Origin of the sequence: Haemophilus haemolyticus (assembly GCF_003493605.1) — a bacterium.
Taxonomy (GTDB): domain Bacteria; phylum Pseudomonadota; class Gammaproteobacteria; order Enterobacterales; family Pasteurellaceae; genus Haemophilus; species Haemophilus haemolyticus_J.
Map to the genome: position 1 here is coordinate 73,542 of NZ_QQKA01000007.1, position 26,252 is coordinate 99,793.

The window sequence follows — 26,252 nt, forward strand, 5'->3', positions numbered from 1 at the left end:
ATTAAACATTTAGAGGAAGGTTATGGTAACCATTCGTTTATCTCGTGGCGGAGCTAAAAAACGCCCATTTTATCAAATCGTAGTAGCTGACAGTCGTTCACCACGTGACGGTCGTTTCATTGAGCGTGTAGGTTTCTTCAACCCAATCGCACAAGGTAACGCAGAGCGTCTTCGTATTGATCTTGAGCGTGTAAACCACTGGGTTGCTCAAGGTGCTTCACTTTCAGACCGTGTTGCGACTTTGGTAAAAGAAGCTCAAAAAGCATAATTTCGCTTTTTGATTTAGTTCTTAAACTAAGATAGGTGAAAAATATGGAACAACAACGTATTGAAGTTGTGGGCAAATTAGGCTCAACCTACGGTATCCGTGGGTGGTTACGTATTTATTCATCAACAGAACAAGCTGAAAGCATTTTTGATTATCAACCTTGGTTTTTAAAAATCAAAGGTGAATGGCAGCCAACAGAATTAGAAAACTGGCGTCATCATAATCACGAAATCATCGTTAAATTAAAAGGCGTTGACGACCGTGAAGCCGCACAAATTTTAGCAAATGTTGAAATTGGTGTGGATTTATCTGTTTTCCCAGAGCTGGAAGAAGGCGATTATTACTGGCACGATTTAATTGGTTGCTCAGTCGTAAACCTAGAAGGTTATACAATGGGAACTGTGACAGAGATGATGGAAACTGGTTCTAATGATGTATTAGTGGTGAAAGCCAATACGAAAGATGCTTTTGGAAAACAAGAGCGGTTAATTCCGTTTTTGTATGAACAAGTAGTTAAAAGAGTCGATCTCACCACGAAAACTATTGAAGTGGATTGGGACGCTGGTTTCTAATCTCAAGTATGCACAAACGTAATGTAGTAGGCTTTTTATGTGGATAGGGGTGATTTCATTGTTCCCCGAAATGTTTAAAGCGATTACGGAATTTGGGGTTACAGGTAGAGCCGTAAAACATAATCTTCTGCAAGTAGAATGTTGGAATCCAAGAGATTTTACATTCGACAAGCATAAAACCGTGGATGACCGCCCTTATGGTGGTGGCCCGGGAATGCTGATGATGGTGCAACCTTTAAGGGATGCGATCCATGCTGCGAAAGCAGAGGCAGGAGAAGGCGCAAAGGTGATTTACCTTTCGCCACAAGGACGTAAACTCGATCAAGGCGGCGTAACAGAGCTTGCTCAAAATCATAAATTGATTTTGGTATGTGGACGTTACGAAGGTATTGATGAGCGATTGATTCAAACTGAAATTGATGAAGAATGGTCAATCGGCGATTACGTTCTGACCGGTGGGGAATTACCGGCAATGACATTAATTGATGCTGTTGCCCGTTTTATTCCCGGTGTATTAGGCAAGCAAGCCTCCGCAGAAGAAGATTCTTTTGCAGATGGTTTATTAGATTGCCCGCATTACACCAGACCGGAAGTGTTAGAGGGATTAACTGTGCCCCCCGTGCTGATGTCGGGACATCACGAAGAAATTCGGAAATGGCGATTAAAACAATCGCTACAAAGAACGTGGCTCCGACGCCCTGAGCTCTTAGAAGGCCTAGCTCTGACTGACGAACAACGTAAACTGTTAAAAGAGGCACAAGCCGAGCATAACAGTTAGTTTCAGTTACATCTAGGATCAATAAAGGATCAAACAATGTCTAACATTATCAAACAACTTGAACAAGAACAATTAAAACAAAACGTACCTAGCTTCCGCCCAGGTGATACTTTAGAAGTTAAAGTATGGGTAGTTGAAGGTAGCAAACGTCGTTTGCAAGCATTCGAAGGCGTGGTTATTGCAATTCGTAACCGTGGCTTGCACTCAGCATTCACTTTACGTAAAGTATCTAACGGCGTAGGCGTTGAGCGTGTATTCCAAACTCACTCTCCAGCTGTAGATTCTATCGCAGTTAAACGTAAAGGTGCGGTACGTAAAGCTAAACTTTACTACTTACGTGAACGTTCAGGTAAATCAGCTCGTATTAAAGAGCGTTTAGGCGAGTAATTTCGCAAAGAAAAAGGCTTGGAATTCCAAGCCTTTTTTGCATTCATCATATTAATCAGCACTATAATACAATTTTCCGATTTCAATTTTTTGACGACCAGTCTCTTCTCGCCATTTATTACTATCACGTAAAGAATATACACAACCGCAATATTCCTGTTGATAAAACCGCTCACGCTTACTAATTTCAATCATGCGTTGCGAGCCACCTTCCTTGCGCCAGTTATAATCCCAATAAATAACATCATCATATTTTTCCGCAGCACGATGCCCACAGCCATTGATTTGATTCATATCCTTCCAGCGAGAAATACCTAGGCAACTAGTAAATACAGGGAAACCATGTTTATGAGCATATTCAGCAGCTTTTTCAAAACGCATATCAAAACACATTGTGCAGCGAATACCTCTCTCAGGCTCCCATTCCATACCCTTAGCACGATCAAACCAATTTTGACGATCGTAATCAGCATCAATAAATGGAATACCAAATTTTTTTGCAAAACGGATATTTTCTTCTTTACGAATCAAATATTCTTTGAGTGGATGAATGTTTGGATTATAAAAATAAATTGTAAATTCAATGCCTGATGCAAGAATTGCTTCCATCACTTCGCCAGAGCAAGGCGCACAACAAGAATGCAAAAGGAGCTTATTGTGTCCATCTGGCAACTCAAGTTTTTCACGAATAAAAGGTGCGTTAGGATCCTTACGGATTTTTTGTTTTCGCGGTTTAGCTTGAAAATTGACCGCACTTTTTTCTAGTTTAGGTTGAAGTTCTGTATTCATAAAGTTTAATTAAAATTAATGGGTATCAAGTATATAAGCTAAATTATGGACTAATAATTTCTATCTACAGACAAATATGCCAATGAAATCAACGCTTGTTTATATTCACTTTCTGGCAAAATTTCGATTGCATCCACTGCTTTTTGAGCCTCTTCTTTTGCACGATTCATTGCATAATCTAAAGACTTATGCTCCGTCATAATAGCTAATACTTCATCAATTGCTTCACGTTTACCACCTTGCTCAATCGCTTCGCGAATTAAAGCCGACTGTTGAGCATTTCCATGACGCATAGCGTGTAGCAGAGGAAGGGTTGGTTTTCCTTCAGCTAAATCATCGCCTACATTTTTGCCTAGAGCTTGCGCATTTGCACTATAATCCAATACATCATCCACGAGCTGAAATGCAGTGCCAAGATAACGCCCATAATCTTGTAAAGCCTTTTCTTGAGCTTCTGTTCCACCGGCGACAATTGCCGCAGCCTGTCCAGCCACTTCAAACAAACGGGCAGTTTTACTATAAATGACACGCATATAATTAGCTTCGCTCGTTTCAGGATCATTAACATTCATTAACTGCTGAACTTCGCCTTCCGCTAAAACGTTAGTCGCATCCGCCATAATACTTAAAATTTTCAATGATTCTAATTGTGCAACCAATTGAAATGCACGTGTATAAATAAAATCGCCTACCAACACACTCGCCGCATTGCCAAATTCAGCATTCGCCGTAGCACGCCCACGACGCATATCAGATTCATCTACTACATCATCGTGTAATAAAGAAGCGGTATGAATAAATTCAACAAAAGTAGCACAAGTAATTGAATTAGATCCTTCAAACCCTAAAGATCGAGCTGCAAGCACTGAGATCAACGGGCGTATCCGCTTACCGCCACCTTGAACAATATAAAAACCTAACTGTCCTATTAATGGAACATCTGAATTAAGCTGAGCAAGAATATTTTGATTAACTTTTTGCATATCGGGATCTGCAAGTTTTTGGATCTCGTCTATGCTCATAAGATCTTGTTTCTTCATTTTTTTCATCAATTATTAGTCAAAAGTGCAGTGCATTTTACCCGAATTTTCAGACTTTCTGAAATCAATCCGCAAATGAAAGGAATTTTTTTATTTTATTGCAAATAAATCCTTGCCATAGGTAGGATTTTTCCGTAGAATTTGCGACCTATTTGTATGAATTTTTAAGTGTGGACTGCTAAAAAGCAGGGAAACACAATTAAGCGGAGTATTTATGTACGCAGTTTTCCAAAGTGGCGGTAAACAACACCGTGTGAGCGAAGGTCAAGTTGTTCGTTTAGAAAAACTTGAACTTGCAACTGGCGCAACAGTTGAGTTCGATTCTGTGTTGATGGTCGTTAATGGTGAAGATGTTAAAATTGGTGCACCAGTAGTTGCTGGTGCAAAAGTAGTGGCTGAAGTTGTTGCACAAGGTCGTGGCGAGAAAGTTAAAATCGTTAAATTCCGTCGTCGCAAACACAGCCGTAAACAACAAGGTCATCGTCAGTGGTTCACAGAAGTGAAAATCACTGGGATTCAAGCATAATTTCAGAGGAGATCAAGTAGATGGCAACTAAAAAAGCTGGTGGTTCAACTCGTAACGGTCGTGATTCTGAAGCTAAACGCCTTGGTGTTAAACGTTTCGGTGGCGAATCTGTATTAGCAGGTAGCATTATTGTTCGCCAACGTGGTACTAAATTCCACGCAGGTAACAACGTAGGAATGGGAAGAGATCACACCTTATTCGCAACCGCAGATGGTAAAGTTAAATTTGAAGTAAAAGGCGAGAAAAGCCGTAAATACGTAAGTATTGTTACTGAATAATTTAAAATCTATTCCATTGAAACGCCCTACAATTTTGTGGGGCGTTTTGTCTTTCTTAATTTCACATAAGTGAGAACGCAATGAAACAACAACCTTTACTAGGCTTTACCTTTGCACTTATTGCTGCAATGGCTTGGGGGTCATTGCCTATTGCTTTGAAACAAGTTTTGTCTGTAATGAATGCGCAAACTATCGTATGGTATCGTTTCATTATTGCTGCAGTTTCATTATTGGCTTTACTTGCTTATAAAAAACAATTACCTGAATTAATGAAAGTTCGCCAATATGCATGGATTATGATTATTGGAGTAATTGGTCTTACCGGCAATTTTCTATTATTTAGTAGCTCGCTGAATTACATTGAACCATCAGTTGCACAAATTTTTATTCATTTATCCTCTTTTGGAATGCTCATCTGTGGTGTACTGATCTTCAAAGAAAAATTAGGATTACACCAAAAGCTCGGACTTTTCTTATTATTAATTGGTTTAGGCTTATTCTTTAATGATCGTTTTGCTGTATTTTCTGGACTAAATCAGTATTCAACAGGTGTCATTTTAAGTATAGGGGGTGCTCTTATTTGGGTCGCTTATGGAATGGCACAAAAATTAATGTTACGTAAATTTAATTCACAACAAATCTTGCTAATGATGTATTTAGGTTGTGCCATAGTCTTTATGCCGATGGCTGAATTCTCGCAAGTGCAAGAACTCACACCTTTAGCTCTGATTTGTTTTATTTACTGCTGTTTAAATACCTTAATTGGATACGGCTCTTATGCGGAAGCTCTTAATCGTTGGGATGTATCAAAAGTCAGCGTTGTTATCACTCTTGTACCTCTTTTCACAATCCTATTTTCCCATATTGCCCATTATTTTAGCCCAGTAGATTTTGCAGCCCCAGAATTGAATAATATTAGCTATATTGGTGCATTTGTTGTAGTATGCGGGGCAATTTTATCCGCAATTGGACATAAATTATTACCGCATAGAACTCATTAAAGTGCGGTTTATTTTGGAGAAGTTTTAATGAAATTTATTGATGAATCCCTTATTAGAATTGAGGCAGGGGATGGTGGCAACGGTTGCGTAAGTTTCCGTCGAGAAAAATTTATTCCGAAAGGTGGCCCTGATGGTGGCGACGGTGGCGACGGTGGCGATGTCTATTTACAAGCCGATGAAAACCTCAATACCTTAATCGACTACCGCTTTAATAAACGCTTTGCGGCAGAGCGTGGAGAGAATGGACGGAGTTCAGATTGTACAGGACGTCGCGGTAAAGATATTATTTTACCTGTTCCCGTAGGAACTCGTGCTATTGATAACGACACCAAAGAAACTTTGGGGGATTTAACCCAACACGGTCAAAAAATGTTGGTAGCCAAAGGTGGTTATCACGGGTTAGGAAATACTCGTTTCAAATCATCAGTAAACCGTGCGCCGCGTCAAAAAACAATGGGAACACCGGGCGAAAAACGAGATTTATTATTGGAATTAATGCTACTTGCTGATGTGGGAATGCTCGGTTTACCTAATGCTGGTAAATCCACTTTTATTCGTGCCGTTTCAGCCGCCAAACCAAAGGTTGCAGATTATCCATTTACGACCTTAGTACCAAGTCTCGGTGTTGTGAAAGTAGATGACTCAAACAGTTTCGTAGTGGCAGATATTCCTGGATTAATTGAGGGCGCAGCAGATGGTGCTGGGCTAGGAATTCGCTTTTTAAAACATTTAGAACGTTGTAGAGTGCTTATTCATTTAGTCGATATTGCGCCAATTGATGGCTCTAATCCAGCAGATAATGTGGCTATTATTGAATCTGAACTTTTCCAATACAGTGAAAAATTATCAGAAAAACCACGCTGGTTAGTATTCAATAAAATTGATACGATAAGTGACGAAGAAGCTGAAGAGCGGGCTCGAGAAATTACTGAACAATTAGGTTGGGAAGAAGACTATTACCTGATTTCAGCGGCAACAGGGAAAAATGTTCCACCACTTTGTCGTGATATTATGGACTTTATCATAGCGAATCCACGCGAAGCTGAAATACAGCAAGTTGCACCTGAAGAAGTAAAATTCAAATGGGAAGATTATCATCAAGAACAACTAGCAGAGCATCAATTTGATGATGACGAAGATTGGGATGATGATTGGAGCGAAGAAGACGATGAAGGAATTGAGTTCATCTATAAACCTTAAGAAAGTCTAATTTTGTAAGCATTAAAAATTTAAAAGCACCTAAAACTTTTAGGTGCTTTTTTCTATCAATTAACGCTCAAAAATTTCAGAATCAGTAAAGAAATAAGCAATTTCACGATTTGCACTTTCTATACTATCTGATCCGTGAACTGAATTTTCACGCTGACTTAATGCAAAATCTTTACGAATTGTACCTTCTGCTGCAGTTTCTGGATTCGTTGTACCAATCAAAGTGCGGTAATCTTTCACTGCATTTTCTTTTTCAAGAACAGAAACCACTATTGGCGAAGACATCATATATTCAACTAAAGGCGCAAAAAATTCTTTGCCTTGGTGTTCTGCATAAAAGCCTTCAGCCTGCTCACGAGTTAAGCGTACCATTTTAGAGGCGATGATTTCAAAACCATTTTGCTCAAAACAAGTTAAGATCGCCCCAATTAGATTACGCTTTACCGCATCAGGTTTAATGATCGAAAAAGTTCTTTCTGTCATCATATCTCCTTACTTCAATGATTTTGATAACATTAAATTTGCTAAAGTTTGCACACCAATCCCTGTTGCCCCAACAGCCCATAAATCACTACCAGATTTACGATAAGTCGCTGAACAATCAATATGCAACCAATTTTGTTGATAATTTTTTACAAAATACGATAAAAATGCCGTTGCAGTGCTTGCCCCCGCTCCAACTGGAACCGAACCAATATTAGCAATATCGGCAAAAGATGAATTAATTTGTGAGCGATGAAAATCTTCAAATGGTAAACGCCAGAAAGGTTCATTTTCTTCTTGTGCTGATTGGAAAAGATTTTTCATAAGCTCATCATCCATAGATAATACCGAATGATAGTCATTTCCTACAGCCATTTTTGCTGCACCAGTTAAAGTTGCACAATCAATAATAAAATCTGGATTTTGACTATCCGCTTCAATCAATCCATCAGCCAACACCAAACGCCCTTCAGCGTCAGTATTCAGCACTTCTGCGCTCACGCCATTTTTATAAGTAATAATATCGCCTAGTTTAAAGGCATTATTGCTTATCAAATTCTCTGCGCAACATAAATACAGCTTAACGCGTTGATTTAATCCGCGAGCAATAGCGAAACCTAAAGCCCCAGTTAATAATGCAGCCCCGCCCATATCAGTTCGCATTGTACTCATTCCATCACTTGGTTTGATACTGTAGCCGCCACTATCAAAAGTAATCCCCTTACCGACTAAACAAGCTAACACGGGCACATTCGGATCTTGTGTTGGATTGAAATCAAGTTGCAACATAGCAGGTGGATTAGCAGAGCCTTTACCCACTGTCCAAATTCCGTGATAACCCTGTTGTTCAAGATCCTCTCCAGAAATAATCTTAAAACTTACCGCACTTTTTTCATTATAAATGTCCGCTTGGTTTAAGATAAATTCAGCCGCACGCTCCGCTAATTTAACTGGCGTTAAACTTTGTGCTGGTTCATTAATAATTCCACGCACAAAATCGCCACATTCAATACGTGCTAACAATTCATCTTGCGGTTCATCATCTAAATGTGGAAACTCAATCGCGTAATCTTGTTTTGCAGTATAAAAACCTTGATAAAACACCCAGCAAAATTCTAAATCCCATCCTTCACCGACTAATTCCACATCTTTAATCCCTTGCCCACGCAATTTACGAGCGGCTTGTTGAACTAAAGTGCGGTCAGTTTTTTCATTATTTTTTAAATGAATCGTAACTTTATTAGAGTCAAAGCTCAAAATCGCATTTTTTCCCCAAGCGTCATTCGCTAAGGTATTTGAAAGTGTAATTTGCATATTTATTCCCCCATATATAAACAAAATAAATTTAGAAACTATACCAGCTTTATTTCTGATAGTTAATTATTTGACATTATTCACTCACTTTTTGACACCAATCTTGATGATTTAAATACCAAATTACCGTTTTTCTTAATCCAGATTCAAAAGTCTCTTTAGGTACCCAACCTAACTTATCATTGATTTTACTTGTATCAAGCGCATAACGAAGATCGTGACCTAGTCTATCTTGTACATAGCAAATTAAATCTTCATATTTATCAATATGTTTTGGTTTATTAGGTAAAAATTCTTCCAATAAAGAACAAATAGAACGCACCACTTCAATGTTGGACTTTTCATTATTTCCGCCAATATTATAGGTTTCCCCAATAGTTCCTTTCGTCAAAACGTTATATAGAGCATCAATATGATCTTCAACAAATAACCAATCTCTAATTTGCAAACCATCGCCATAAATAGGCAGTGTTTTTCCCTCTATCGCATTTAAAATCATCAATGGAATTAATTTTTCAGGGTACTGATACGGGCCATAATTATTTGAACTATGTGTAATGATTGTCGGTAACCCATATGTTCTATACCAAGCCTGCACAAGATGATCACTTGCCGCCTTTGAAGCTGAATAAGGGCTACTAGGTTTATAAGCTGATGTTTCAGTAAATAAACCCTCATTACTTTTTAAATCTCCATAAACCTCATCGGTGGAAATATGTAAGAATCGGAAACTGGATTTTTTTTGATTATCTAAACGATGCCAGTAGTCTAGAATAGATTCAAGTAGCCTATAAGTGCCTACAATATTGGTTTGTATAAACTCCGAAGAAGCATTTATAGAACGATCAACATGGCTTTCAGCGGCAAGATGGATAACGGCATCAGGTTGATATTGTGCAAAAATATAAGACAACGCCTTAGTATCACAAATATCTGCTTGTACAAAAGCATAACGTGGGTGGTTTTCTACAGTTTTAAGTGAGGCTAAATTTCCCGCATAAGTCAGCTTATCAACATTGACGATCTTATTATGTGTCTTTTCAAGAAGATAACGGACAAGCGCAGAACCAATAAAACCCGCTCCACCAGTAACTAGAATTGTTCTATTTGTATTCGACATTTTTACCCGATTCTCGTTATAAACAATTTCAAACGAAAAGTGCGGTAAATTTTACCGCACTTTTAAACATGATTTCATCAATGATGATTACGCATAATACATCTCAAACTCAACTGGATGTGGTGCCATATTTAAACGTTCCACTTCTTTACGTTTGATACTGATAAACGCATCAATAAAATCTTTAGCAAATACGCCACCTTGAGTTAAAAATTCATAGTCTTTTTCTAATGAATTCAATGCTTCTTCTAAAGAGCTTGCAACCGCTGGAATATCTTTTAATTCTTCTGGTGGAAGATCGTAAAGATTTTTATCCATCGCATCTCCTGGATGGATTTTATTTACCACGCCATCAAGACCTGCCATTAATAATGCAGCAAATGCTAAATATGGGTTTGCCAATGGATCTGGGAAACGTGATTCTACGCGAATCGCTTTTGGATTGGTTACAGCAGGAATACGAATTGAAGCAGAACGATTGCTTGCAGAGTAAGCCAACAATACTGGTGCTTCATAACCAGGCACTAAACGTTTATATGAATTAGTACTTGGATTAGTGAACGCATTTAAGGCTTTAGCGTGCTTAATGATACCGCCGATGTAGTAAAGTGCGGTTTCAGAAAGACCTGCATATTTATCGCCTTGGAAAATATTTTTCCCGTCTTTACTTAACGACATATTACAGTGCATACCCGAACCATTATCTCCAGTAATTGGTTTGGGCATAAAACACGCCGTTTTACCGTGCTCTAATGCAACGTTTTGTACGACATATTTATAAATTTGGGTTTCATCCGCTTTTAAAGTTAGCGTATTAAATTTAGTCGCAATTTCGTTTTGTCCCGCAGTCGCCACTTCATGATGATGGGCTTCAATCACAAGGCCCATTTCTTCTAAAATCAAGCACATTTCAGAACGAATATCGTGCACACTATCAATTGGTGCAACGGCACAATATCCGCCTTTTTTCAATGGACGATAAGCGTTATTACCTTCTTCATATTTTTTATTCGTGTTCCAAGCAGCTTCTATATCATCAATAGAAAAAGACGCTTTGTTCATTGATACATTAAAACGCACATCATCAAATAAGAAGAATTCTGGCTCTGGGCCGAAAAAAGCTTGATCTGCAATACCAGTTGAACGCATATAATTTTCTGCACGAATTGCAATAGAGCGCGGATCACGATCATAGCTTTGCATTGTCGTTGGTTCATAAACACTACAACGAATAGAAAGCGTTGGAATTTGCGCGAATGGATCGACCACGGCTGTTTCAGCCATTGGCATAAGCAACATATCAGCTTTATTAATAGTCTTCCATCCTTCTACAGAGGAGCCATCAAACATCTTGCCGTCTTCAAACATATCTTCATCAACAAGGTTAACTGGGATAGAAACACCATGTTCTTTACCTTTAATATCGGTAAATCGAAGAAGTACAAATTTCACATTATTTTCTTCAATTAGCTTAAATACATTAGCGATTGCATTTGCGTTTGGCACTTAGGAAATCCTCTATGGTTAGTCTTATTAAGATAAGCACGCATTATAACGTAGCCATGCTATTTTTTCATGAAATTTATTTTTCTTATTCTAGCCATAGCAGAAAAAGAAAAATACATGTATAATTTTTGCCCTTTCGACAAATGTAGAAATGTAGGGTGCAATTCGTTGCGCCATTTTTTATGTAACAATGCAATAAAAATTGCATCTTATCCAATTAAAGCATTAAACAATGAAAAACGAAATCGATATTAAAAAACTCCGTAACATCGCCATTATTGCCCACGTAGACCACGGTAAAACAACTCTTGTGGATAAACTTCTGCAACAATCTGGTACTTTTGAATCTGCTCGTGGCGATGTAGATGAACGCGTTATGGACTCAAACGATCTTGAAAAAGAACGTGGCATTACCATTCTTGCAAAAAATACCGCGATTAACTGGAATGACTACCGTATTAACATTGTGGATACTCCAGGACACGCCGACTTCGGTGGCGAAGTTGAACGTGTACTTTCTATGGTGGACTCTGTACTTTTAGTCGTTGATGCTTTTGATGGCCCAATGCCACAAACGCGTTTCGTGACACAAAAAGCATTCGCTCACGGCTTAAAACCAATCGTCGTAATTAATAAAGTTGATCGCCCTGGTGCGCGCCCTGACTGGGTTGTAGATCAAGTATTTGATTTATTTGTCAATCTTGGTGCAACAGATGAACAATTAGACTTCCCTATTATCTATGCATCAGCATTAAATGGTGTTGCAGGTCTTGAGCACGAAGAATTAGCAGAAGATATGACGCCATTATTTGAAGCTATTGTGAAATATGTAGAGCCGCCAAAAGTAGAACTTGATGCGCCATTCCAAATGCAAATTTCACAATTAGACTATAACAACTATGTAGGTGTTATCGGCATTGGTCGTATTAAGCGTGGTGCGATTAAACCAAATCAACCTGTTACTATCATCAATAGTGAAGGAAAAACTCGTCAAGGTCGTATCGGTCAAGTACTTGGTCATCTTGGTTTACAACGTTATGAAGAAGATGTTGCTTACGCAGGCGATATCGTGGCAATCACTGGTTTAGGAGAATTAAACATTTCAGATACGATTTGTGATATTAACGCAGTGGAAGCATTGCCATCATTAACTGTTGATGAACCAACAGTAACAATGTTCTTCTGTGTGAATACCTCTCCATTTGCAGGGCAAGAAGGAAAATATGTCACATCTCGTCAAATTCTTGAACGTTTAAATAAAGAATTGGTTCACAACGTAGCGTTACGCGTAGAAGAAACCCCAAACCCAGATGAATTCCGTGTTTCTGGTCGTGGGGAATTACATCTTTCAGTGTTAATCGAAAATATGCGTCGTGAAGGTTATGAACTTGCGGTTTCTCGTCCAAAAGTAATTTATCGTGATATTGACGGTAAAAAACAAGAGCCATACGAACAAGTAACTATTGATGTGGAGGAACAGCATCAAGGTTCAGTGATGGAAGCATTAGGTATTCGTAAAGGCGAAGTTCGTGATATGTTGCCAGATGGCAAAGGCCGTGTTCGTTTAGAATACATCATTCCTAGCCGTGGATTAATTGGTTTCCGTGGCGATTTTATGACCATGACTTCTGGCACAGGCTTACTTTACTCAAGTTTTAGCCACTATGATGAAATCAAAGGTGGAGATATTGGCCAACGTAAAAATGGTGTATTAATCTCGAACGCAACAGGTAAAGCACTGGGTTATGCATTATTTGGCTTACAAGAACGTGGTAAGTTAATGATTGATGCAAACGTGGAAGTTTATGAAGGTCAAATTATCGGTATTCATAGCCGCTCAAATGACTTAACCGTAAACTGCTTACAAGGTAAAAAACTAACCAATATGCGTGCGTCAGGTAAAGACGATGCGATTGTGCTGACTACACCTGTAAAATTCAGTCTTGAACAAGCGATTGAATTTATCGATGACGATGAATTAGTGGAAGTGACACCTGAGTCGATTCGTATCCGTAAAAAACTTTTAACGGAAAACGATCGTAAACGTGCAAATCGTACGACAACAAGTACTAGCACGCATTAATAAATAAAGCTAAACGTTAAAACTTAGAAAAAATTAACCGCACTTTGGGAATACAACTAAAGTGCGGTTATTTTTATGCTCAATTTACTAAGGAGACAATCTTTCTCTAATCCAATTATCACTTACTTTACGATAACGAATGCGATCATGTAAACGGCTTGGTCGCCCTTGCCAAAATTCCACGGTTTCTGGCACAACTAAATAGCCGCCCCAATAATCTGGTCGAGGCACCTTTAATGGATGTTTAGCAGCAACCAATGCGGCTTTTGCTAGTAAAGATTTATAATTAGAAATCACCGCACTTTGCTCACTTGCCCAAGCTCCTATACGACTGGTGTAAGGTCGGGTAGCAAAATATTTATCAGATTGTTCTGCCGAAATTTTAACCGCCTTACCTTCAATCCGCACTTGGCGTTCCAATTCTGGCCAAAAGAAAGTCAGTGCGACATAAGGGTTACGCTCAATACAGCTGCCTTTTCGGCTAAGATAATTGGTAAAAAAGACAAAACCTTGTTCAGTGACTTCTTTTAGCAAAACCATTCGGCTATTTGGGCGACCTTGTTCATCAACAGTCGCAATATTCATTGCAGTAGGTTCATTAACTTGAGCGTGAATAGCCTCTTTCTGCCATTGTTCAAATTGCGAAATTGGATTTTCATAGCAATCATTTTGTGAAAGCACGCGTTTAGTATATTCATCGCGAATATTGTGTAATTCCATTTTCTCTCCTTTCAAATTTGATGAAAAATGCAAATAGAATAAAGACCCTAAAAGCATTCGTCAATTATCATAAAATATAAAACTCAAATGACATCAACTCTTGCAATTATTAGAAATATGCGTATCATCTAGCCCCCTATATTCAACCTCGGGTTCCCTAACCCCGATTTATTTAAACTAAAAAGGTACAACATGAAATTAAACTCTCCGATCTTTAATGATCAACAAAAACGTCGTGCAATCATCTGGCTCAGCTTTTTCCACATATTCATCATTGCCGCAAGCAATTACTTTGTTCAAATCCCTTTTGAAATCACGCTAAAATTAACCGCACTTGGTGCAGCAAACGATTTTTCTTTCCACAGCACTTGGGGAACGCTCACATTCCCATTTATCTTTTTAGCTACCGATTTAACTGTACGCATTTTCGGTGCGGAAGATGCGAGAAAAATCATCTTCGTGGTGATGTTTCCTGCACTTATTGTAAGTTACGTCATATCGGTTTTATTCTCTGAAAGCAAATTCCAAGGTTTCGAATCATTAACGCATTTTGATCTGTTTGTATTCCGTATTGCTATTGCGAGCTTTGCAGCTTACGTTATAGGACAATTACTTGATGTGATCGTATTTAACCGCTTACGCCAGTTAAAAACATGGTGGGTGGCGCCAACTAGCTCAATGACATTCGGTTCAATGGCGGATACGTTTGTTTTCTTCAGTATCGCCTTCTACCAAAGTGCAGATCCGTTCATGGCTGAACACTGGGCACAACTCGGCTTTGTAGATTATCTATTTAAATTATTTATAGGAATTATCTTGTTCGTCCCAGCCTATGGCGTAGTATTAAATGTCATTTTACGAAAACTACAAATGCTCGTAGCGGAACGCGTTCCTGCATAAACCAAATTTCTGGCGCATATAAAACAATTAACCCCGCTCTTTTAAGTGGGGTTAATTACTAAAAAGCTCATTAAATCGCTTGGGAGCGCCATAAAGTCTTCACATTATATTCTCTACACTTACATTGCTAAAGTAGCGCGGTAAAAAGTATAAATTTATAACCGCACTTTTTTATATCAAAAAAACATATTTTCTAGCTAAAAGTTATTGGCGCTACCTTCTTATTTTTTTAGAAAATACCGACCTACTTAGTTCTAAAATAGAAGGAATATTTATGCTTTTAACCGGATTACTTTGCGGAATTTTACTCGGATTTGTGATGCAGCGTGGGCGCTTTTGTATTACTGGCGCATTTCGCGATATGTATGTCACCAAAAATAACAAAATGTTTGTAGCCCTTCTATTGGCGATTACCGTGCAATCCATCGGTTTCTTTCTCTTAAAAGAAATCGGTGTATTAAATGTCGATCCGGCTGAAAATTTTGCCTTTTTAGCGGTGATTATCGGTGCCTTTGTGTTTGGTGTCGGCATTGTTCTCGCTGGCGGTTGTGCAACTGGCACATGGTACCGAGCTGCAGAAGGCTTAGTCGGCAGTTGGGTCGCGTTATTCACTTATATGTTATTAAGTGCCATCATGCGCACTGGCCCATTAGGTGAACTTAATAAAACCTTACGCAGTATCAATATTGAACAACGCAATATTTACGATACATTCGGTATTTCACCTTGGTGGTTAGTCGCATTATTAACTTTAGTGACAGCTTTCTATGTATACAAATATCTCAGCAAACCAAGCGCAAAAGTCGCGGCATTAAAACCAAAGAAAACGGGACTTGCCCACTTATTATTTGAAAAACGCTGGCACCCATTTTTCTCTGCCTTATTAATCGGATTAATCGCACTTGCCGCTTGGCCATTAAGTGTTGCTACTGGTCGTGAGTTCGGACTTGGGATCACTGGCCCATCAGCCAATATCATGCAATTCCTTGTTACTGGCGACGGTAAATTTATTAACTGGGGCGTATTCTTAGTCTTAGGGATTTTTATTGGGTCATTCATCGGCGCTAAAGCAAGCAATGAATTCCGTGTCCGCGTACCGGATGCCACCACGATTCTACGCAGCGGACTCGGCGGTATTCTCATGGGCATCGGTGCAACCCTTGCGGGTGGCTGCTCTATCGGTAATGGCTTAGTCGAAACCGCCTTTTTCTCTTGGCAAGGTTGGGTCTCATTGCCATTGATGATTCTCGGCACTTGGGTGGCCGCCTACTTCACCATTATCCGTCCACAACGTTTAAAATTAACAAAAGCATCATAAGGAGTTTATATGATCGTTAAATTACCAACACTCGGCCTTGTTTGCCCATTTCCTCTCGTTGAAGCCAAGGAAGCAATGGCTAAGTTAAATAAAGGCGATGGCCTAGAAATTGAATTTGACTGCACACAAGCCACTGAAGCCATTCCCGCTTGGGCAGCTGAAGAAGGTTATGAAGTGACAAACTTCGAGCAAATTGATGATGCAAAATGGTCAATTACGGTGATTAAATAATAAAAAAGTAAACTGCCCCCAAAAACCTGTCCAACTTTTTGGGGGCAGTTCACTTTTTTCGAAGTTAAATTAATTTAACAGATACTTTTACGACTAATTTTTTAATTTTTTCTGTTTTTCCATTCACTACACAGCAAGGTTTATGCGGTTCGTAAGGATAGAATACAGCGAACATTTTGGGTTTCATTGTAATAGTAAATTTATCATCAATATCTGCACAAAGTTGATAATCATCTGCTTCGTTGTAATCTTCGTACTTAGATAAATTCGGATAGGTTGCGCCCACTTCGATATTTTCCGTGCCGCGAATAAGCACTTGTACATCTAAGTATTCATGATGTAATTCTGCTTTTTTACTGCTTGGTTCTGCGGTTTCTGGTTCCATTACATTCATATAAATTTGATCGTTAATATCATGGCGGCCATTTTCTAACGCATTTAAATCTAACGTATTCAAATAATCGCATACTTCAGCAATCACTGTTGGTAAACCAACTTTAAAATTTGGGCTGGTTAAGCTGCTAATAATCATAGAATTTTCCTTACAGTAGATAAAAGTTATCCTATGATACCAAGTCGGTTAAATGAAATAAAGCCACCGATTACATCATCTCTTTTGATTAGTCCAACTTGCTTTTATAGTACCAAGCGGAAGAGAGCAAATATCTTGCCAACTTATTGAAGCATAAAGCCTAAACAACGAAATTACGGCACTAACACAAGCATTTTCAGAAAAAATATTATCAAGAGGCTTATGAGGACCTGTAAAATGAAAAATAACAGGAGAAATATCAAAACTATTAATTGAAATCATATGATCTAATTGGAAATTATAACGCTTATCTAATGGAATCCACTGATCTTTAAAATAGTAATTTAGAATATCTTGATCGCCGTAAATTAAACTTTCTTTTAATTGGGTATGTAATGTAATTAATTCTTTAGAAAATGATGAAATTCCTAATTGATACTTATCCATATTAAAATATAAAACACCAGCATTGAAATAGTCCTTATTTTTATAAGGATGACCAATGCGAGTTACATAATGATCTAAAACTGCAGCTAATGAATGACGAGAGAAATCTAAGCATTCAAAAGGATGTGTAATATTACCATTAATTACAATATCACAATCAAGATAAATCCAATAAGGAATATCACTATAATGAAGTAAGCGATCAATATAAAATCTTAAATAAGTAGCAGAAGTAATATAATTATTTGCACTGAAAGAATCTAATTCTGATTTATCTATATGGACTAATTGTAATGTTGAATAACGTTTAGCAAAATAAGGTTGAAGATCATTTTGCCACGATTCAGAAATATCTCCTGTATGTAAAATAAAAACAGAGAGATTTTCATTGTGCATTAATAAAGATTTCAGTGTGATTTCTACATAAGGAAGATAATTGGCATCACTAGCCATCATTACATTATATTTCATATAAAAGAACCTAATTGCAGAGAGAACAATCAATTTTTAGGAGGAAAATACTGTCGCAACAATAATAACAAGTTGGCAATGTGAAATAAAGTTAGCCATTAAAGCCAAACATCCTGTATAATGCACGAGCTTTATTTTCTACATTAGCGTGCGGCTATCAAAAGAAATTTTTAAACGCCCAAAGTGCGGTCATTTCTTCGAGAGATTTCTTTTGCTAGTCGCAATCTGGAAAATAAGGCATTGTTTTTAATATAAATTTTAAGGAAAACATTGTGAATCCAATTGTTAAACAATTTAAATACGGTCAGCATACCGTTACTCTAGAAACTGGTGCAATTGCACGTCAAGCAACTGCTGCTGTGATGGCAAGTATGGACGATACCACGGTATTCGTGACTGTTGTTGCTAAAAAAGATGTAAAAGAAGGTCAAGACTTCTTCCCATTAACCGTAAACTACCAAGAGCGTACTTATGCGGCGGGTAAAATCCCTGGTGGTTTCTTCAAACGTGAAGGTCGTCCATCTGAAGGCGAAACTTTAATTGCACGTTTAATCGACCGTCCAATTCGCCCATTATTCCCTGAAGGTTTCTTCAACGAAATCCAAGTCGTGGCAACTGTGGTTTCTGTAAACCCGCAAATCAGCCCAGACTTAGTGGCAATGATCGGTGCCTCTGCAGCATTAACCTTATCTGGTGTGCCTTTCAATGGCCCTATTGGTGCGGCGCGTGTTGGTTTTATCGATAACCAATTCGTATTAAACCCAACGATGGCTGAACAAAAACAAAGCCGTTTAGACTTAGTAGTTGCAGGTACTGACAAAGCCGTATTAATGGTTGAATCTGAAGCCAACGTTTTAACTGAAGAACAAATGTTAGCGGCGGTCGTATTCGGTCATCAACAACAACAAGTTGTAGTTGAAGCAATCAAAGAATTTGCAAAAGAAGCGGGCAAACCACGTTGGGATTGGGTTGCGCTACAACCAAACACAGATTTAATCAACAAAGTAAAAGCGATTGCTGAAGCACGTTTAGGCGATGCATACCGCATTACTGAAAAACAAGCTCGTTACGAACAAATCGATGCGATTAAAGCAGATGTGATTGCACAAATCACAGCTGAAGATGAAGAAATCATCGAAGGTAAAATCGTGGATATTTTTACCGCACTTGAAAGCCAAATCGTTCGTGGCCGTATCATTGCAGGAGAACCACGTATTGATGGCCGTACCGTTGATACCGTTCGTGCATTAGATATTTGCACAGGTGTATTACCACGTACTCACGGTTCTGCAATTTTCACCCGTGGTGAAACGCAAGCATTAGCTGTTGCGACTTTAGGTACCGAACGTGATGCACAAATCATTGATGAATTAACAGGCGAACGCCAAGATCACTTCTTATTCCATTATAATTTCCCTCCATATTCTGTAGGCGAAACAGGAATGATTGGTTCGCCAAAACGTCGTGAGATCGGTCACGGTCGTTTAGCAAAACGTGGTGTAGCAGCGGTTATGCCTAGCCTTGCGGAATTCCCGTATGTCGTGCGTGTTGTCTCTGAAATCACTGAGTCTAACGGTTCTTCTTCTATGGCATCTGTATGTGGTGCGTCTTTAGCATTAATGGATGCGGGTGTACCAATCAAAGCTGCTGTTGCAGGAATCGCAATGGGATTAGTGAAAGAAGAAGATAAATTTGTGGTGCTTTCAGATATTTTAGGCGATGAAGACCATTTGGGCGATATGGACTTTAAAGTGGCAGGTACACGTGAAGGTGTCACTGCACTTCAAATGGACATTAAAATTGAAGGTATTACCCCCGAAATTATGCAAATTGCATTAAACCAAGCGAAGAGTGCGCGTATGCACATTCTTGGTGTAATGGAACAAGCAATCCCTGCTCCACGTGCTGATATTTCTGACTACGCACCACGTATCTATACAATGAAAATTGATCCTAAAAAAATCAAAGACGTGATTGGTAAAGGTGGTGCAACAATTCGTTCACTAACTGAAGAAACTGGCACTTCTATCGATATTGATGACGATGGTACAGTGAAAATTGCCGCAGTCGATGGTAACGCTGCGAAAAACGTAATGGGACGCATTGAAGAAATCGTTGCAGAAGTTGAAGCTGGCGCAATTTACAAAGGTAAAGTTACTCGTCTTGCTGATTTTGGTGCATTCGTAGCAATCGTTGGAAATAAAGAAGGTTTAGTTCATATTTCTCAAATTGCTGAAGAGCGTGTAGAAAAAGTTAGCGATTACCTCCAAGTGGGTCAAGAAGTAAACGTAAAAGTTGTTGAAATCGATCGTCAAGGTCGTATTCGTTTAACAATGAAAGACTTGGCTCCAAAACAAGAAACTGAAATTAACCAAGAAATGTCTTCCGAAGAACAGAAATAATCTTGGAATATCGAATCAAAACTTGACAGCAACAGCTGCCAAGTTTTGTTGTTTTCCAACTTTTAGGCATAAAGAAAGCAAATGTGGTGTTTTCGCTTATCTCGCCATTTTATAGTCTATTTATTTAGCTTATGTGCGATCTTACTCCTTGCAGGCTGTGTTCAGTCTAGGGGCGGTTTTGTGTCTAAAAATCATGTTGTATTGGCTGAACAAAATCCGAATATGCACTTTGAACAAGAAGTGATGATCGTACGATTAAGCCAAGTACTACTGGTTGGAAAAATGAGTAATGAAGAACGAGCATCGCTACATTTTGAACGTGGCGTACTCTATGATTCCCTTGGATTATGGGGACTTGCTCGTTACGATTTTACTCAAGCCCTTGCATTACAGCCGAAAATGGCTTCTGTGTACAATTACTTAGGGCTTTATTTATTGCTTGAAGAAGATTACGACGGTGCATTGGATGCTTTCAATACGGTGTTTGAATTAGATTCAGGTTATGACTATACCCACCTTAATCGTGGTTTAAATTTTTATTATGTAGGACGCTACCCTCTTGCTCAGCAAGATTTCTTACAGTTCTACCAAGCCGATACAAAAGATCCCTATCGTGTCTTATGGCTATATTTGAACGAACAAAAATTAAAACCACAAGAAGCCCAAACAAACCTTGTTGAACGAGCAAAAGGGCTATCAGAGGACTTCTGGGGTACACATATCGTTCAATATTACTTAGGACACATCTCTGTAGAAGAATTACAACAACGTGCAAGTGAATTTGCCGAAAATTCACAACAATATGCTGAAATTCTCACAGAAACCTATTTTTATCTAGCAAAACAAAAACTCAATGTAGGGCTAGTAGATGAAGCGGCAGCTTTATTTAAACTAGCTATGGCAAATCAGGTTTATAACTTTGTTGAGTATCGTTTTGCTGCGTTTGAACTAATGAAATTAAAACCAGTTCAAACAGAAGACGAAAAAGAAGAGAAAAGTGCGGTGGCAAAATAAGCACTTAGGGTAGGTATATCCTAAGTTATGCAAAGCGGTTCTCCTTTGGAGAACTACTCTCCTCCAACGAGGCAGCACTAAAATTAGCCTAGAGTATATTTACCCTAGGACTACGTTTTAATAGCAACATAAACCCGAAAGCCCGTTGAGCTTTCCTTATTTATATTCGAGTATTTTAATGACTGACAAAATTACTTTTAATGACTTAGGCTTACCTGAGTTCATCTTAAAAGCTGTTTCTGACTTAGGTTTTGAAACCCCTTCTCCAATTCAACAAGCTTGTATCCCACATTTGCTCAGTGGCAATGATGTGCTAGGTATGGCACAAACGGGTAGTGGTAAAACCGCTGCTTTTGCACTGCCTTTATTAGCACAAATCGATCCAAGTGAAAAACATCCACAAATGTTAGTAATGGCACCTACTCGCGAACTTGCTATTCAAGTTGCCGATGCTTGCGAACAATTTGTTAAATATGCGCATGGCACTCGAATTGTTACCTTATATGGCGGGCAACGTTATGACATCCAACTTCGTGCATTAAAACAAGGCGCACAAGTGGTTGTGGGTACACCAGGTCGTATTCTTGACCATATTCGCCGCGGAACATTAAATCTTTCTGAACTTCGTTTTATTGTATTAGATGAAGCCGATGAAATGCTACGTATGGGTTTCATTGATGATGTAGAAACCGTGATGGCTGAATTACCAGAAAATCATCAAACTGCATTATTCTCTGCAACAATGCCTGAACCGATCCGTCGTATTACGAAACGTTTTATGAATGATCCACAAGAAGTGAAGATCAAAGTAAATAACGAAAATGCACCAGATATCGACCAAAGTTGTTGGTATGTGCACGGCGTGCGTAAAAATGAAGCCCTTCTTCGTTTCTTAGAAGTGGAAGATTTTGATGCGGCGATTATTTTTGCCCGCACTAAAACAGGCACCTTAGACATTACAGAACTACTTGAGAAAAATGGTTTCCGTTCCGCCGCACTTAATGGCGATATGACACAACAATTACGCGAACAAACCCTCGATCGTTTACGTAACGGCAGTTTAGATATTGTTGTGGCAACCGATGTGGCTGCTCGTGGTATTGATATTGAACGTATCAGCCTTGTGGTAAACTACGACATTCCGCTGGATGCAGAATCTTATGTACACCGAATTGGGCGTACTGGTCGTGCAGGTCGTTCTGGTCGTGCTTTATTATTCGTTGAACCTCGTGAGCGTCGTTTACTTCGTAATATTGAACACCTAATGAAAAAAGGTATCAATGAAGTAGAATTGCCAAATCATCTTGTGTTACAAGAATGCCGCCGCAAAAAATTCGTTGCAAAAATTACGAAACAACTTGAACATCACGATTTAGAGCAATATCGTAGTTTATTAGAAGACTTATTCACAGCCGATCAGGATCAAGAAGATATTGCTGCAGCAATGTTAATGTTGCTACAAGGCAAACAAAAATTAATTCTTCCTCCAGATCCGCCAATGGAAAAACGTCGTCGTGAACGTAATGAACGCGGTGATCGCCGTGAAAATCCACGTTCAGCTGAACGTCGTGGCGAACGTAAAGGCTATGGAAATCCACAACCAATGGATTTATATCGTATCGAAGTCGGTCGTGCAGATGGTGTAGAAGTTCGTCATATCGTTGGTGCGATTGCTAACGAAGGCGATATTAACAGCCGTTATATTGGTCATATTAAACTTTATGATGATTACACTACCGTTGAATTGCCACAAGGTATGCCGAAAGAATTATTGCAACAATTCGGAAAAACACGCGTATTGAATAAACAAATGCAAATGTCTTTCTTAGGTGCAGTAAAATCCGATAATTCTCGTGGCAGCGATGATTTTAACGGTAAACGTAAAGGTCGTGGTAGCGATTTCCGTGGAGAACGCGGACGTGAACGTGGCAATGATAATCGTGGAAATCGTAAATTTAATGAAAAAAGTAACCGCACTTTTAGCGACAAACCACGTCGTGATCGTAGATCATCATTCTAAAAATAAATCGTCTGATATTTTACATACGCTTAGCCTCTTGAACCTCAAGGGGCTTTTTATTGTCTATAGTGAAAGTTTTGGCTACAATCCCATAACTTTTTTATATAGGAAAAATCATTGAAAGGTCTTTTTTTACGTATTATTACTGCTCTAGCTTTATTATTTTGGGCTATTGATATGGTATTCCCATGGCAATTTTTACGTCATACTGAAGAAAATCATTATGCTGCAATTCAATCGAGGGGAGCACTTTATGTAGGCACAATAAATAACCAGATTTCTTATTTTACCAATAACGATGGCGAACGAGGCTTTGAATATGAATTAGCCAAAGCATTTGCTGATACTTTGGGTGTAGAACTCAAAATGAAAACTTTCGATAATCAAGAGCAGTTATTTGATGAACTTGATAAACATAATATTGATTTAGCTGCCGCCCATCTTTTATATCATCCTAAAAATGCAGAACGTTTCCAAATAGGCCCAGCATATCATTCTGATTCATGGCAATTAGCTTATCGAAAAAATGAAAATCGCCCTAAAAATTTAGGTGCCGTAAAGAAAGATATTTATATCTCAAATAATTTAACATTAGAAGAAACGCTAAAAGAATTACAAACACAATATCCACAATTAACTTGGAAAAAAAATCAAGCACTCACTCAAGAAGAGCTATTACTACAACTGGCTGAAGGCAAAATTCCTTACGTTATTGCAAATTCTATTGATATTGCTGCAATTCAACAAATAAAACCAGAATTAGCCATTGCCTTTGATATTACTGATGAAGCAAACGTTCACTGGTATTTACCCAATAGCCCCTACCGTGATCTGCAAACGGCTTTACTCAATTTTATGAATAATGCCGAAGAAACGGGGCTTTTAGATAATTTAAAAGAAAAATATTTAGGACATATTTCACAATTTGATTACGTGGATACGCGTTCTTATATGAACGCGATTGAAAATACACTGCCGCAATATTCACCGTTTTTTGAAAAATATCAGGGAGAATTAGATTGGCGGTTACTCGCAGCAGTGGCTTATCAAGAATCCCATTGGGATCCTGACGCAACATCGCCAACTGGCGTACGTGGCATAATGATGCTCACCAAAAATACCGCACAACATATGAAAATCAGTGATAGAACAAATCCTGAACAAAGTATTAAAGCAGGTTCAGAATATTTACACTGGTTGATTAGTCAGCTTCCTGAAAGCATTGAAAAGGAAGAAAGAATTTGGTTTGCCTTAGTTGCCTATAACATAGGACTCGGTCATTTAATTGATGCACGTCGTTTAACTCAAAATCTTGGAGGAAATCCAGATAATTGGCTCGATGTGAAAAAAAATCTGCCTTTATTAGCCGAAAAACGCTATTATTCCCAACTCAAATACGGCTATGCTAGGGGCTATGAAGCCTATCAATATGTAGAAAATATTCGCCGCTATATGAATAGCATCGTAAATTATCATCGAGTCCAAGAAAATCAAATAATAAATGATAATGCAAGCAACGAAAGTGCGGTTAAAAATTTAGAAGAAATAAAAGAAAATAAGGATTAATAAAATGGTAAAACGCAAAACTTTTCTTAAAAAGAAAGCTAATTTACAACAAAGTTCTTTATCACGAAATCTACGTTTAAGACGTTTAAAACACCGCAAACAAAAACAATTTTCGAGACATTCATTACAATTTGTCGTACAAGAAATTTGTTGTTAAGTAACCTATTTTTCTTATCAAAATAAATAAAAAAATAACCGCACTTTTTTATATAATTTATATCATTAAAGTGCGATTTTTGTTTTACAATAATCGTAAAATATAGTGTGAAATTTTATAGATTAATCAATATTTTATTCTGATTTTATCCCTAAGTTTCCAATTTTCACACCCAATAGACCAATCGAGACAGGATCAACATAATCCCCTAAAAATTTGAACAATTCATTTAACTCTATAAAAGAGCGTTGAATTTTTATTTGATCTTCTACTTTACGAACAAACTCATAACGTATTCTATTTTCTTCAAAATATGCAGTTAAAGTTAGGTAGATAGTTTCAAAAAAATGGCTTTTAGCCCCCTCTTCACCAGGATCACTAATACGTACATTCCATGTATTATTAAATAGGACTTGAGGCTGATTTGACATTTTTATACTCCTTTTTACTATTTTTAGCCTAAGAAAAACCCGATTATAAAGTTTCTGTAATCAAAAAATTTATAATCGGGCTTTTCAAACATTTTCCCTGGGTGTTTCGTTTTACGTTGGTAACTGCCTTTCCCTTTACGTTTTTTCTCAACACGCTGACGAAATAATTTATCGCCTAGCAATGCCATCACTGCATTATCTTTTATCACACCTCGAGTATGCTGATAAACGGTTTCATTTTCAACCGCACTTTTTTGTTTTTTTGCCATAATTTTTCCTTAAAAAAGCCGCGGAAGGATTTCCACGGCAAAGACATTATACGTGCAAACGTTTAAATTACAAAATCTCAAGTACAGTTTCTGGCGGACGCCCGATTTTAGCTTTATCGCCATTTATAACAATTGGGCGTTCAATAAGTGCTGAATGTTCACTCATGGCTTTTAATAATTCAGCTTGAGAGAGCTCTAAATTGTCTAAATTTAAGCTTTTATATAGTTCATCTTTCGTTCGCATCATTTGACGCACATCATCAATTCCTAATTTTTGAGCAATACTTTTTAATTCATCAATGGAATATTGCTTTTGTAAATACAGTTCAATTATTGGCTGAATACCTTGATTTTCTAATAATGCTAGCGTTTCACGGCTTTTTGAGCAATGTGGGTTGTGATAAATAACGACAGACATAG

The 26,252-nt window shown here is 38.2% G+C and carries 28 protein-coding genes; 16 read left to right on the top strand and 12 right to left on the bottom strand.

What is annotated here, in order from left to right; translation table 11 throughout:
• The first annotated feature begins 22 nt into the window (after positions 1-22).
• From rpsP to rplS, 4 genes are read left to right on the top strand one after another with little or no spacing between them, the layout of a single operon-like run.
• Positions 23-268: a 30S ribosomal protein S16 gene (gene rpsP, locus DV424_RS06215; RefSeq protein WP_118859447.1), complete on the top strand. Its 246-nt coding sequence runs from the start codon at positions 23-25 to the stop codon at positions 266-268.
• 44 nt (positions 269-312) lie between these two features.
• Entirely contained in the window at positions 313-840 is a 528-nt protein-coding gene (gene rimM / locus DV424_RS06220) for a ribosome maturation factor RimM (RefSeq protein ID WP_065244522.1), read from the top strand.
• A gap of 37 nt (positions 841-877) precedes the next feature.
• The gene (trmD, locus tag DV424_RS06225; protein ID WP_118859448.1) at positions 878-1,618 is read left to right on the top strand and encodes a tRNA (guanosine(37)-N1)-methyltransferase TrmD; all 741 of its coding nucleotides are present in this window, start codon (positions 878-880) and stop codon (positions 1,616-1,618) included.
• A gap of 36 nt (positions 1,619-1,654) precedes the next feature.
• Positions 1,655-2,005, top strand: coding sequence for a 50S ribosomal protein L19 (rplS, locus tag DV424_RS06230; protein ID WP_005626422.1), 351 nt, complete (start codon positions 1,655-1,657; stop codon positions 2,003-2,005).
• A 51-nt stretch (positions 2,006-2,056) separates the two neighbouring features.
• On the opposite strand, the gene DV424_RS06235 is transcribed toward rplS, so the two are convergent.
• Together DV424_RS06235 and ispB are read right to left on the bottom strand one after the other, a co-directional pair.
• Positions 2,057-2,794: an epoxyqueuosine reductase QueH gene (locus DV424_RS06235; protein WP_005651413.1), complete on the bottom strand. Its 738-nt coding sequence runs from the start codon at positions 2,792-2,794 to the stop codon at positions 2,057-2,059.
• A 50-nt stretch (positions 2,795-2,844) separates the two neighbouring features.
• A complete protein-coding gene (gene ispB / locus DV424_RS06240; RefSeq protein WP_118859470.1) occupies positions 2,845-3,834 on the bottom strand; it encodes an octaprenyl diphosphate synthase in 990 nt (329 codons plus the stop codon).
• Between the two features lie 214 nt (positions 3,835-4,048).
• Between ispB and rplU the strand changes: the two genes are divergently transcribed.
• The 4 genes from rplU to cgtA all read left to right on the top strand — a co-directional run bounded on the left by rplU (position 4,049) and on the right by cgtA (position 6,839).
• The gene (gene rplU / locus DV424_RS06245; RefSeq protein ID WP_005626416.1) at positions 4,049-4,360 is read left to right on the top strand and encodes a 50S ribosomal protein L21; all 312 of its coding nucleotides are present in this window, start codon (positions 4,049-4,051) and stop codon (positions 4,358-4,360) included.
• A 20-nt stretch (positions 4,361-4,380) separates the two neighbouring features.
• Positions 4,381-4,638 (top strand): 50S ribosomal protein L27, encoded by a 258-nt coding sequence (rpmA, locus tag DV424_RS06250; protein ID WP_005539872.1) that lies wholly within the window; start codon positions 4,381-4,383, stop codon positions 4,636-4,638.
• Positions 4,639-4,718: 80 nt separating this feature from the next.
• Positions 4,719-5,639, top strand: a complete 921-nt coding sequence (locus DV424_RS06255) for a DMT family transporter (protein ID WP_105898988.1) — start codon at positions 4,719-4,721, stop codon at positions 5,637-5,639.
• 27 nt (positions 5,640-5,666) lie between these two features.
• A complete protein-coding gene (cgtA, locus tag DV424_RS06260) occupies positions 5,667-6,839 on the top strand; it encodes an Obg family GTPase CgtA (RefSeq protein ID WP_118859449.1) in 1,173 nt (390 codons plus the stop codon).
• A 69-nt stretch (positions 6,840-6,908) separates the two neighbouring features.
• On the opposite strand, the gene ndk is transcribed toward cgtA, so the two are convergent.
• The 4 genes from ndk to glnA all read right to left on the bottom strand — a co-directional run bounded on the left by ndk (position 6,909) and on the right by glnA (position 11,271).
• A complete protein-coding gene (ndk, locus tag DV424_RS06265) occupies positions 6,909-7,331 on the bottom strand; it encodes a nucleoside-diphosphate kinase (protein ID WP_162697472.1) in 423 nt (140 codons plus the stop codon).
• Between the two features lie 9 nt (positions 7,332-7,340).
• Positions 7,341-8,645 carry an aminopeptidase PepB gene (gene pepB / locus DV424_RS06270; RefSeq protein ID WP_118859450.1) on the bottom strand — a complete coding sequence of 435 codons (1,305 nt, stop codon included), beginning with the start codon at positions 8,643-8,645 and terminating at the stop codon, positions 7,341-7,343.
• A gap of 76 nt (positions 8,646-8,721) precedes the next feature.
• Positions 8,722-9,765: a dTDP-glucose 4,6-dehydratase gene (rfbB, locus tag DV424_RS06275; protein ID WP_118859451.1), complete on the bottom strand. Its 1,044-nt coding sequence runs from the start codon at positions 9,763-9,765 to the stop codon at positions 8,722-8,724.
• An 87-nt stretch (positions 9,766-9,852) separates the two neighbouring features.
• Positions 9,853-11,271: a glutamate--ammonia ligase gene (gene glnA / locus DV424_RS06280; protein ID WP_118859452.1), complete on the bottom strand. Its 1,419-nt coding sequence runs from the start codon at positions 11,269-11,271 to the stop codon at positions 9,853-9,855.
• 232 nt (positions 11,272-11,503) lie between these two features.
• Between glnA and typA the strand changes: the two genes are divergently transcribed.
• Positions 11,504-13,354: a translational GTPase TypA gene (gene typA, locus DV424_RS06285; protein WP_005631087.1), complete on the top strand. Its 1,851-nt coding sequence runs from the start codon at positions 11,504-11,506 to the stop codon at positions 13,352-13,354.
• Between the two features lie 87 nt (positions 13,355-13,441).
• Here the strand turns inward: typA and pdxH are convergent, their stop codons facing one another.
• Positions 13,442-14,074: a pyridoxamine 5'-phosphate oxidase gene (pdxH, locus tag DV424_RS06290; RefSeq protein WP_118859453.1), complete on the bottom strand. Its 633-nt coding sequence runs from the start codon at positions 14,072-14,074 to the stop codon at positions 13,442-13,444.
• A gap of 192 nt (positions 14,075-14,266) precedes the next feature.
• Between pdxH and DV424_RS06295 the strand changes: the two genes are divergently transcribed.
• The 3 genes from DV424_RS06295 to DV424_RS06305 all read left to right on the top strand — a co-directional run bounded on the left by DV424_RS06295 (position 14,267) and on the right by DV424_RS06305 (position 16,523).
• Positions 14,267-14,974: a 7-cyano-7-deazaguanine/7-aminomethyl-7-deazaguanine transporter gene (locus tag DV424_RS06295; RefSeq protein WP_118815833.1), complete on the top strand. Its 708-nt coding sequence runs from the start codon at positions 14,267-14,269 to the stop codon at positions 14,972-14,974.
• A gap of 274 nt (positions 14,975-15,248) precedes the next feature.
• Positions 15,249-16,292: a YeeE/YedE family protein gene (locus DV424_RS06300; RefSeq protein WP_118859454.1), complete on the top strand. Its 1,044-nt coding sequence runs from the start codon at positions 15,249-15,251 to the stop codon at positions 16,290-16,292.
• A 9-nt stretch (positions 16,293-16,301) separates the two neighbouring features.
• Entirely contained in the window at positions 16,302-16,523 is a 222-nt protein-coding gene (locus DV424_RS06305; protein ID WP_005631077.1) for a sulfurtransferase TusA family protein, read from the top strand.
• Between the two features lie 64 nt (positions 16,524-16,587).
• On the opposite strand, the gene nanQ is transcribed toward DV424_RS06305, so the two are convergent.
• Positions 16,588-17,055 (bottom strand): N-acetylneuraminate anomerase, encoded by a 468-nt coding sequence (gene nanQ / locus DV424_RS06310; protein WP_118859455.1) that lies wholly within the window; start codon positions 17,053-17,055, stop codon positions 16,588-16,590.
• A gap of 75 nt (positions 17,056-17,130) precedes the next feature.
• Positions 17,131-17,973, bottom strand: a complete 843-nt coding sequence (locus DV424_RS06315) for a glycosyltransferase family 8 protein (RefSeq protein WP_118859456.1) — start codon at positions 17,971-17,973, stop codon at positions 17,131-17,133.
• A gap of 272 nt (positions 17,974-18,245) precedes the next feature.
• Here DV424_RS06315 and pnp point away from each other — a divergent pair, with 272 nt between their 5' ends.
• The 4 genes from pnp (at position 18,246) to mltF (ending at position 24,975) form a co-directional block, all read left to right on the top strand.
• Positions 18,246-20,375, top strand: a complete 2,130-nt coding sequence (gene pnp, locus DV424_RS06320) for a polyribonucleotide nucleotidyltransferase (RefSeq protein WP_118859457.1) — start codon at positions 18,246-18,248, stop codon at positions 20,373-20,375.
• A gap of 81 nt (positions 20,376-20,456) precedes the next feature.
• Positions 20,457-21,389 carry a lipoprotein NlpI gene (gene nlpI, locus DV424_RS06325; protein WP_042594183.1) on the top strand — a complete coding sequence of 311 codons (933 nt, stop codon included), beginning with the start codon at positions 20,457-20,459 and terminating at the stop codon, positions 21,387-21,389.
• Between the two features lie 178 nt (positions 21,390-21,567).
• Positions 21,568-23,409 carry a DEAD/DEAH box helicase gene (locus DV424_RS06330; protein ID WP_105887879.1) on the top strand — a complete coding sequence of 614 codons (1,842 nt, stop codon included), beginning with the start codon at positions 21,568-21,570 and terminating at the stop codon, positions 23,407-23,409.
• Between the two features lie 117 nt (positions 23,410-23,526).
• Positions 23,527-24,975 carry a membrane-bound lytic murein transglycosylase MltF gene (gene mltF / locus DV424_RS06335; RefSeq protein WP_118859458.1) on the top strand — a complete coding sequence of 483 codons (1,449 nt, stop codon included), beginning with the start codon at positions 23,527-23,529 and terminating at the stop codon, positions 24,973-24,975.
• Between the two features lie 291 nt (positions 24,976-25,266).
• Here mltF and DV424_RS06340 read toward each other — a convergent pair whose 3' ends face one another.
• The 3 genes from DV424_RS06340 to arsC form a co-directional block, all read right to left on the bottom strand.
• Positions 25,267-25,563, bottom strand: coding sequence for a DUF5377 family protein (locus DV424_RS06340; RefSeq protein WP_118859459.1), 297 nt, complete (start codon positions 25,561-25,563; stop codon positions 25,267-25,269).
• 23 nt (positions 25,564-25,586) lie between these two features.
• On the bottom strand, positions 25,587-25,832 hold the full coding sequence (locus DV424_RS06345) for an alternative ribosome-rescue factor A (protein WP_118859460.1): 246 nt from the start codon (positions 25,830-25,832) through the stop codon (positions 25,587-25,589).
• Between the two features lie 67 nt (positions 25,833-25,899).
• Complete coding sequence (gene arsC / locus DV424_RS06350; protein ID WP_118859461.1) at positions 25,900-26,250, bottom strand: arsenate reductase (glutaredoxin); 351 nt, start codon at positions 26,248-26,250, stop codon at positions 25,900-25,902.
• Positions 26,251-26,252: the final 2 nt, after the last annotated feature.

Coding starts and splice junctions, on each gene's coding strand:
- rpsP (WP_118859447.1), top strand. CDS start 23: ATGGTAACCATTCGTTTATCTCGTGGCGGAGCTAAAAAACGCCCATTT.
- rimM (WP_065244522.1), top strand. CDS start 313: ATGGAACAACAACGTATTGAAGTTGTGGGCAAATTAGGCTCAACCTAC.
- trmD (WP_118859448.1), top strand. CDS start 878: ATGTGGATAGGGGTGATTTCATTGTTCCCCGAAATGTTTAAAGCGATT.
- rplS (WP_005626422.1), top strand. CDS start 1,655: ATGTCTAACATTATCAAACAACTTGAACAAGAACAATTAAAACAAAAC.
- DV424_RS06235 (WP_005651413.1), bottom strand. CDS start 2,794: ATGAATACAGAACTTCAACCTAAACTAGAAAAAAGTGCGGTCAATTTT.
- ispB (WP_118859470.1), bottom strand. CDS start 3,834: ATGAAGAAACAAGATCTTATGAGCATAGACGAGATCCAAAAACTTGCA.
- rplU (WP_005626416.1), top strand. CDS start 4,049: ATGTACGCAGTTTTCCAAAGTGGCGGTAAACAACACCGTGTGAGCGAA.
- rpmA (WP_005539872.1), top strand. CDS start 4,381: ATGGCAACTAAAAAAGCTGGTGGTTCAACTCGTAACGGTCGTGATTCT.
- DV424_RS06255 (WP_105898988.1), top strand. CDS start 4,719: ATGAAACAACAACCTTTACTAGGCTTTACCTTTGCACTTATTGCTGCA.
- cgtA (WP_118859449.1), top strand. CDS start 5,667: ATGAAATTTATTGATGAATCCCTTATTAGAATTGAGGCAGGGGATGGT.
- ndk (WP_162697472.1), bottom strand. CDS start 7,331: ATGACAGAAAGAACTTTTTCGATCATTAAACCTGATGCGGTAAAGCGT.
- pepB (WP_118859450.1), bottom strand. CDS start 8,645: ATGCAAATTACACTTTCAAATACCTTAGCGAATGACGCTTGGGGAAAA.
- rfbB (WP_118859451.1), bottom strand. CDS start 9,765: ATGTCGAATACAAATAGAACAATTCTAGTTACTGGTGGAGCGGGTTTT.
- typA (WP_005631087.1), top strand. CDS start 11,504: ATGAAAAACGAAATCGATATTAAAAAACTCCGTAACATCGCCATTATT.
- pdxH (WP_118859453.1), bottom strand. CDS start 14,074: ATGGAATTACACAATATTCGCGATGAATATACTAAACGCGTGCTTTCA.
- DV424_RS06295 (WP_118815833.1), top strand. CDS start 14,267: ATGAAATTAAACTCTCCGATCTTTAATGATCAACAAAAACGTCGTGCA.
- DV424_RS06300 (WP_118859454.1), top strand. CDS start 15,249: ATGCTTTTAACCGGATTACTTTGCGGAATTTTACTCGGATTTGTGATG.
- DV424_RS06305 (WP_005631077.1), top strand. CDS start 16,302: ATGATCGTTAAATTACCAACACTCGGCCTTGTTTGCCCATTTCCTCTC.
- nanQ (WP_118859455.1), bottom strand. CDS start 17,055: ATGATTATTAGCAGCTTAACCAGCCCAAATTTTAAAGTTGGTTTACCA.
- DV424_RS06315 (WP_118859456.1), bottom strand. CDS start 17,973: ATGAAATATAATGTAATGATGGCTAGTGATGCCAATTATCTTCCTTAT.
- nlpI (WP_042594183.1), top strand. CDS start 20,457: ATGTGGTGTTTTCGCTTATCTCGCCATTTTATAGTCTATTTATTTAGC.
- DV424_RS06330 (WP_105887879.1), top strand. CDS start 21,568: ATGACTGACAAAATTACTTTTAATGACTTAGGCTTACCTGAGTTCATC.
- DV424_RS06340 (WP_118859459.1), bottom strand. CDS start 25,563: ATGTCAAATCAGCCTCAAGTCCTATTTAATAATACATGGAATGTACGT.
- DV424_RS06345 (WP_118859460.1), bottom strand. CDS start 25,832: ATGGCAAAAAAACAAAAAAGTGCGGTTGAAAATGAAACCGTTTATCAG.
- arsC (WP_118859461.1), bottom strand. CDS start 26,250: ATGTCTGTCGTTATTTATCACAACCCACATTGCTCAAAAAGCCGTGAA.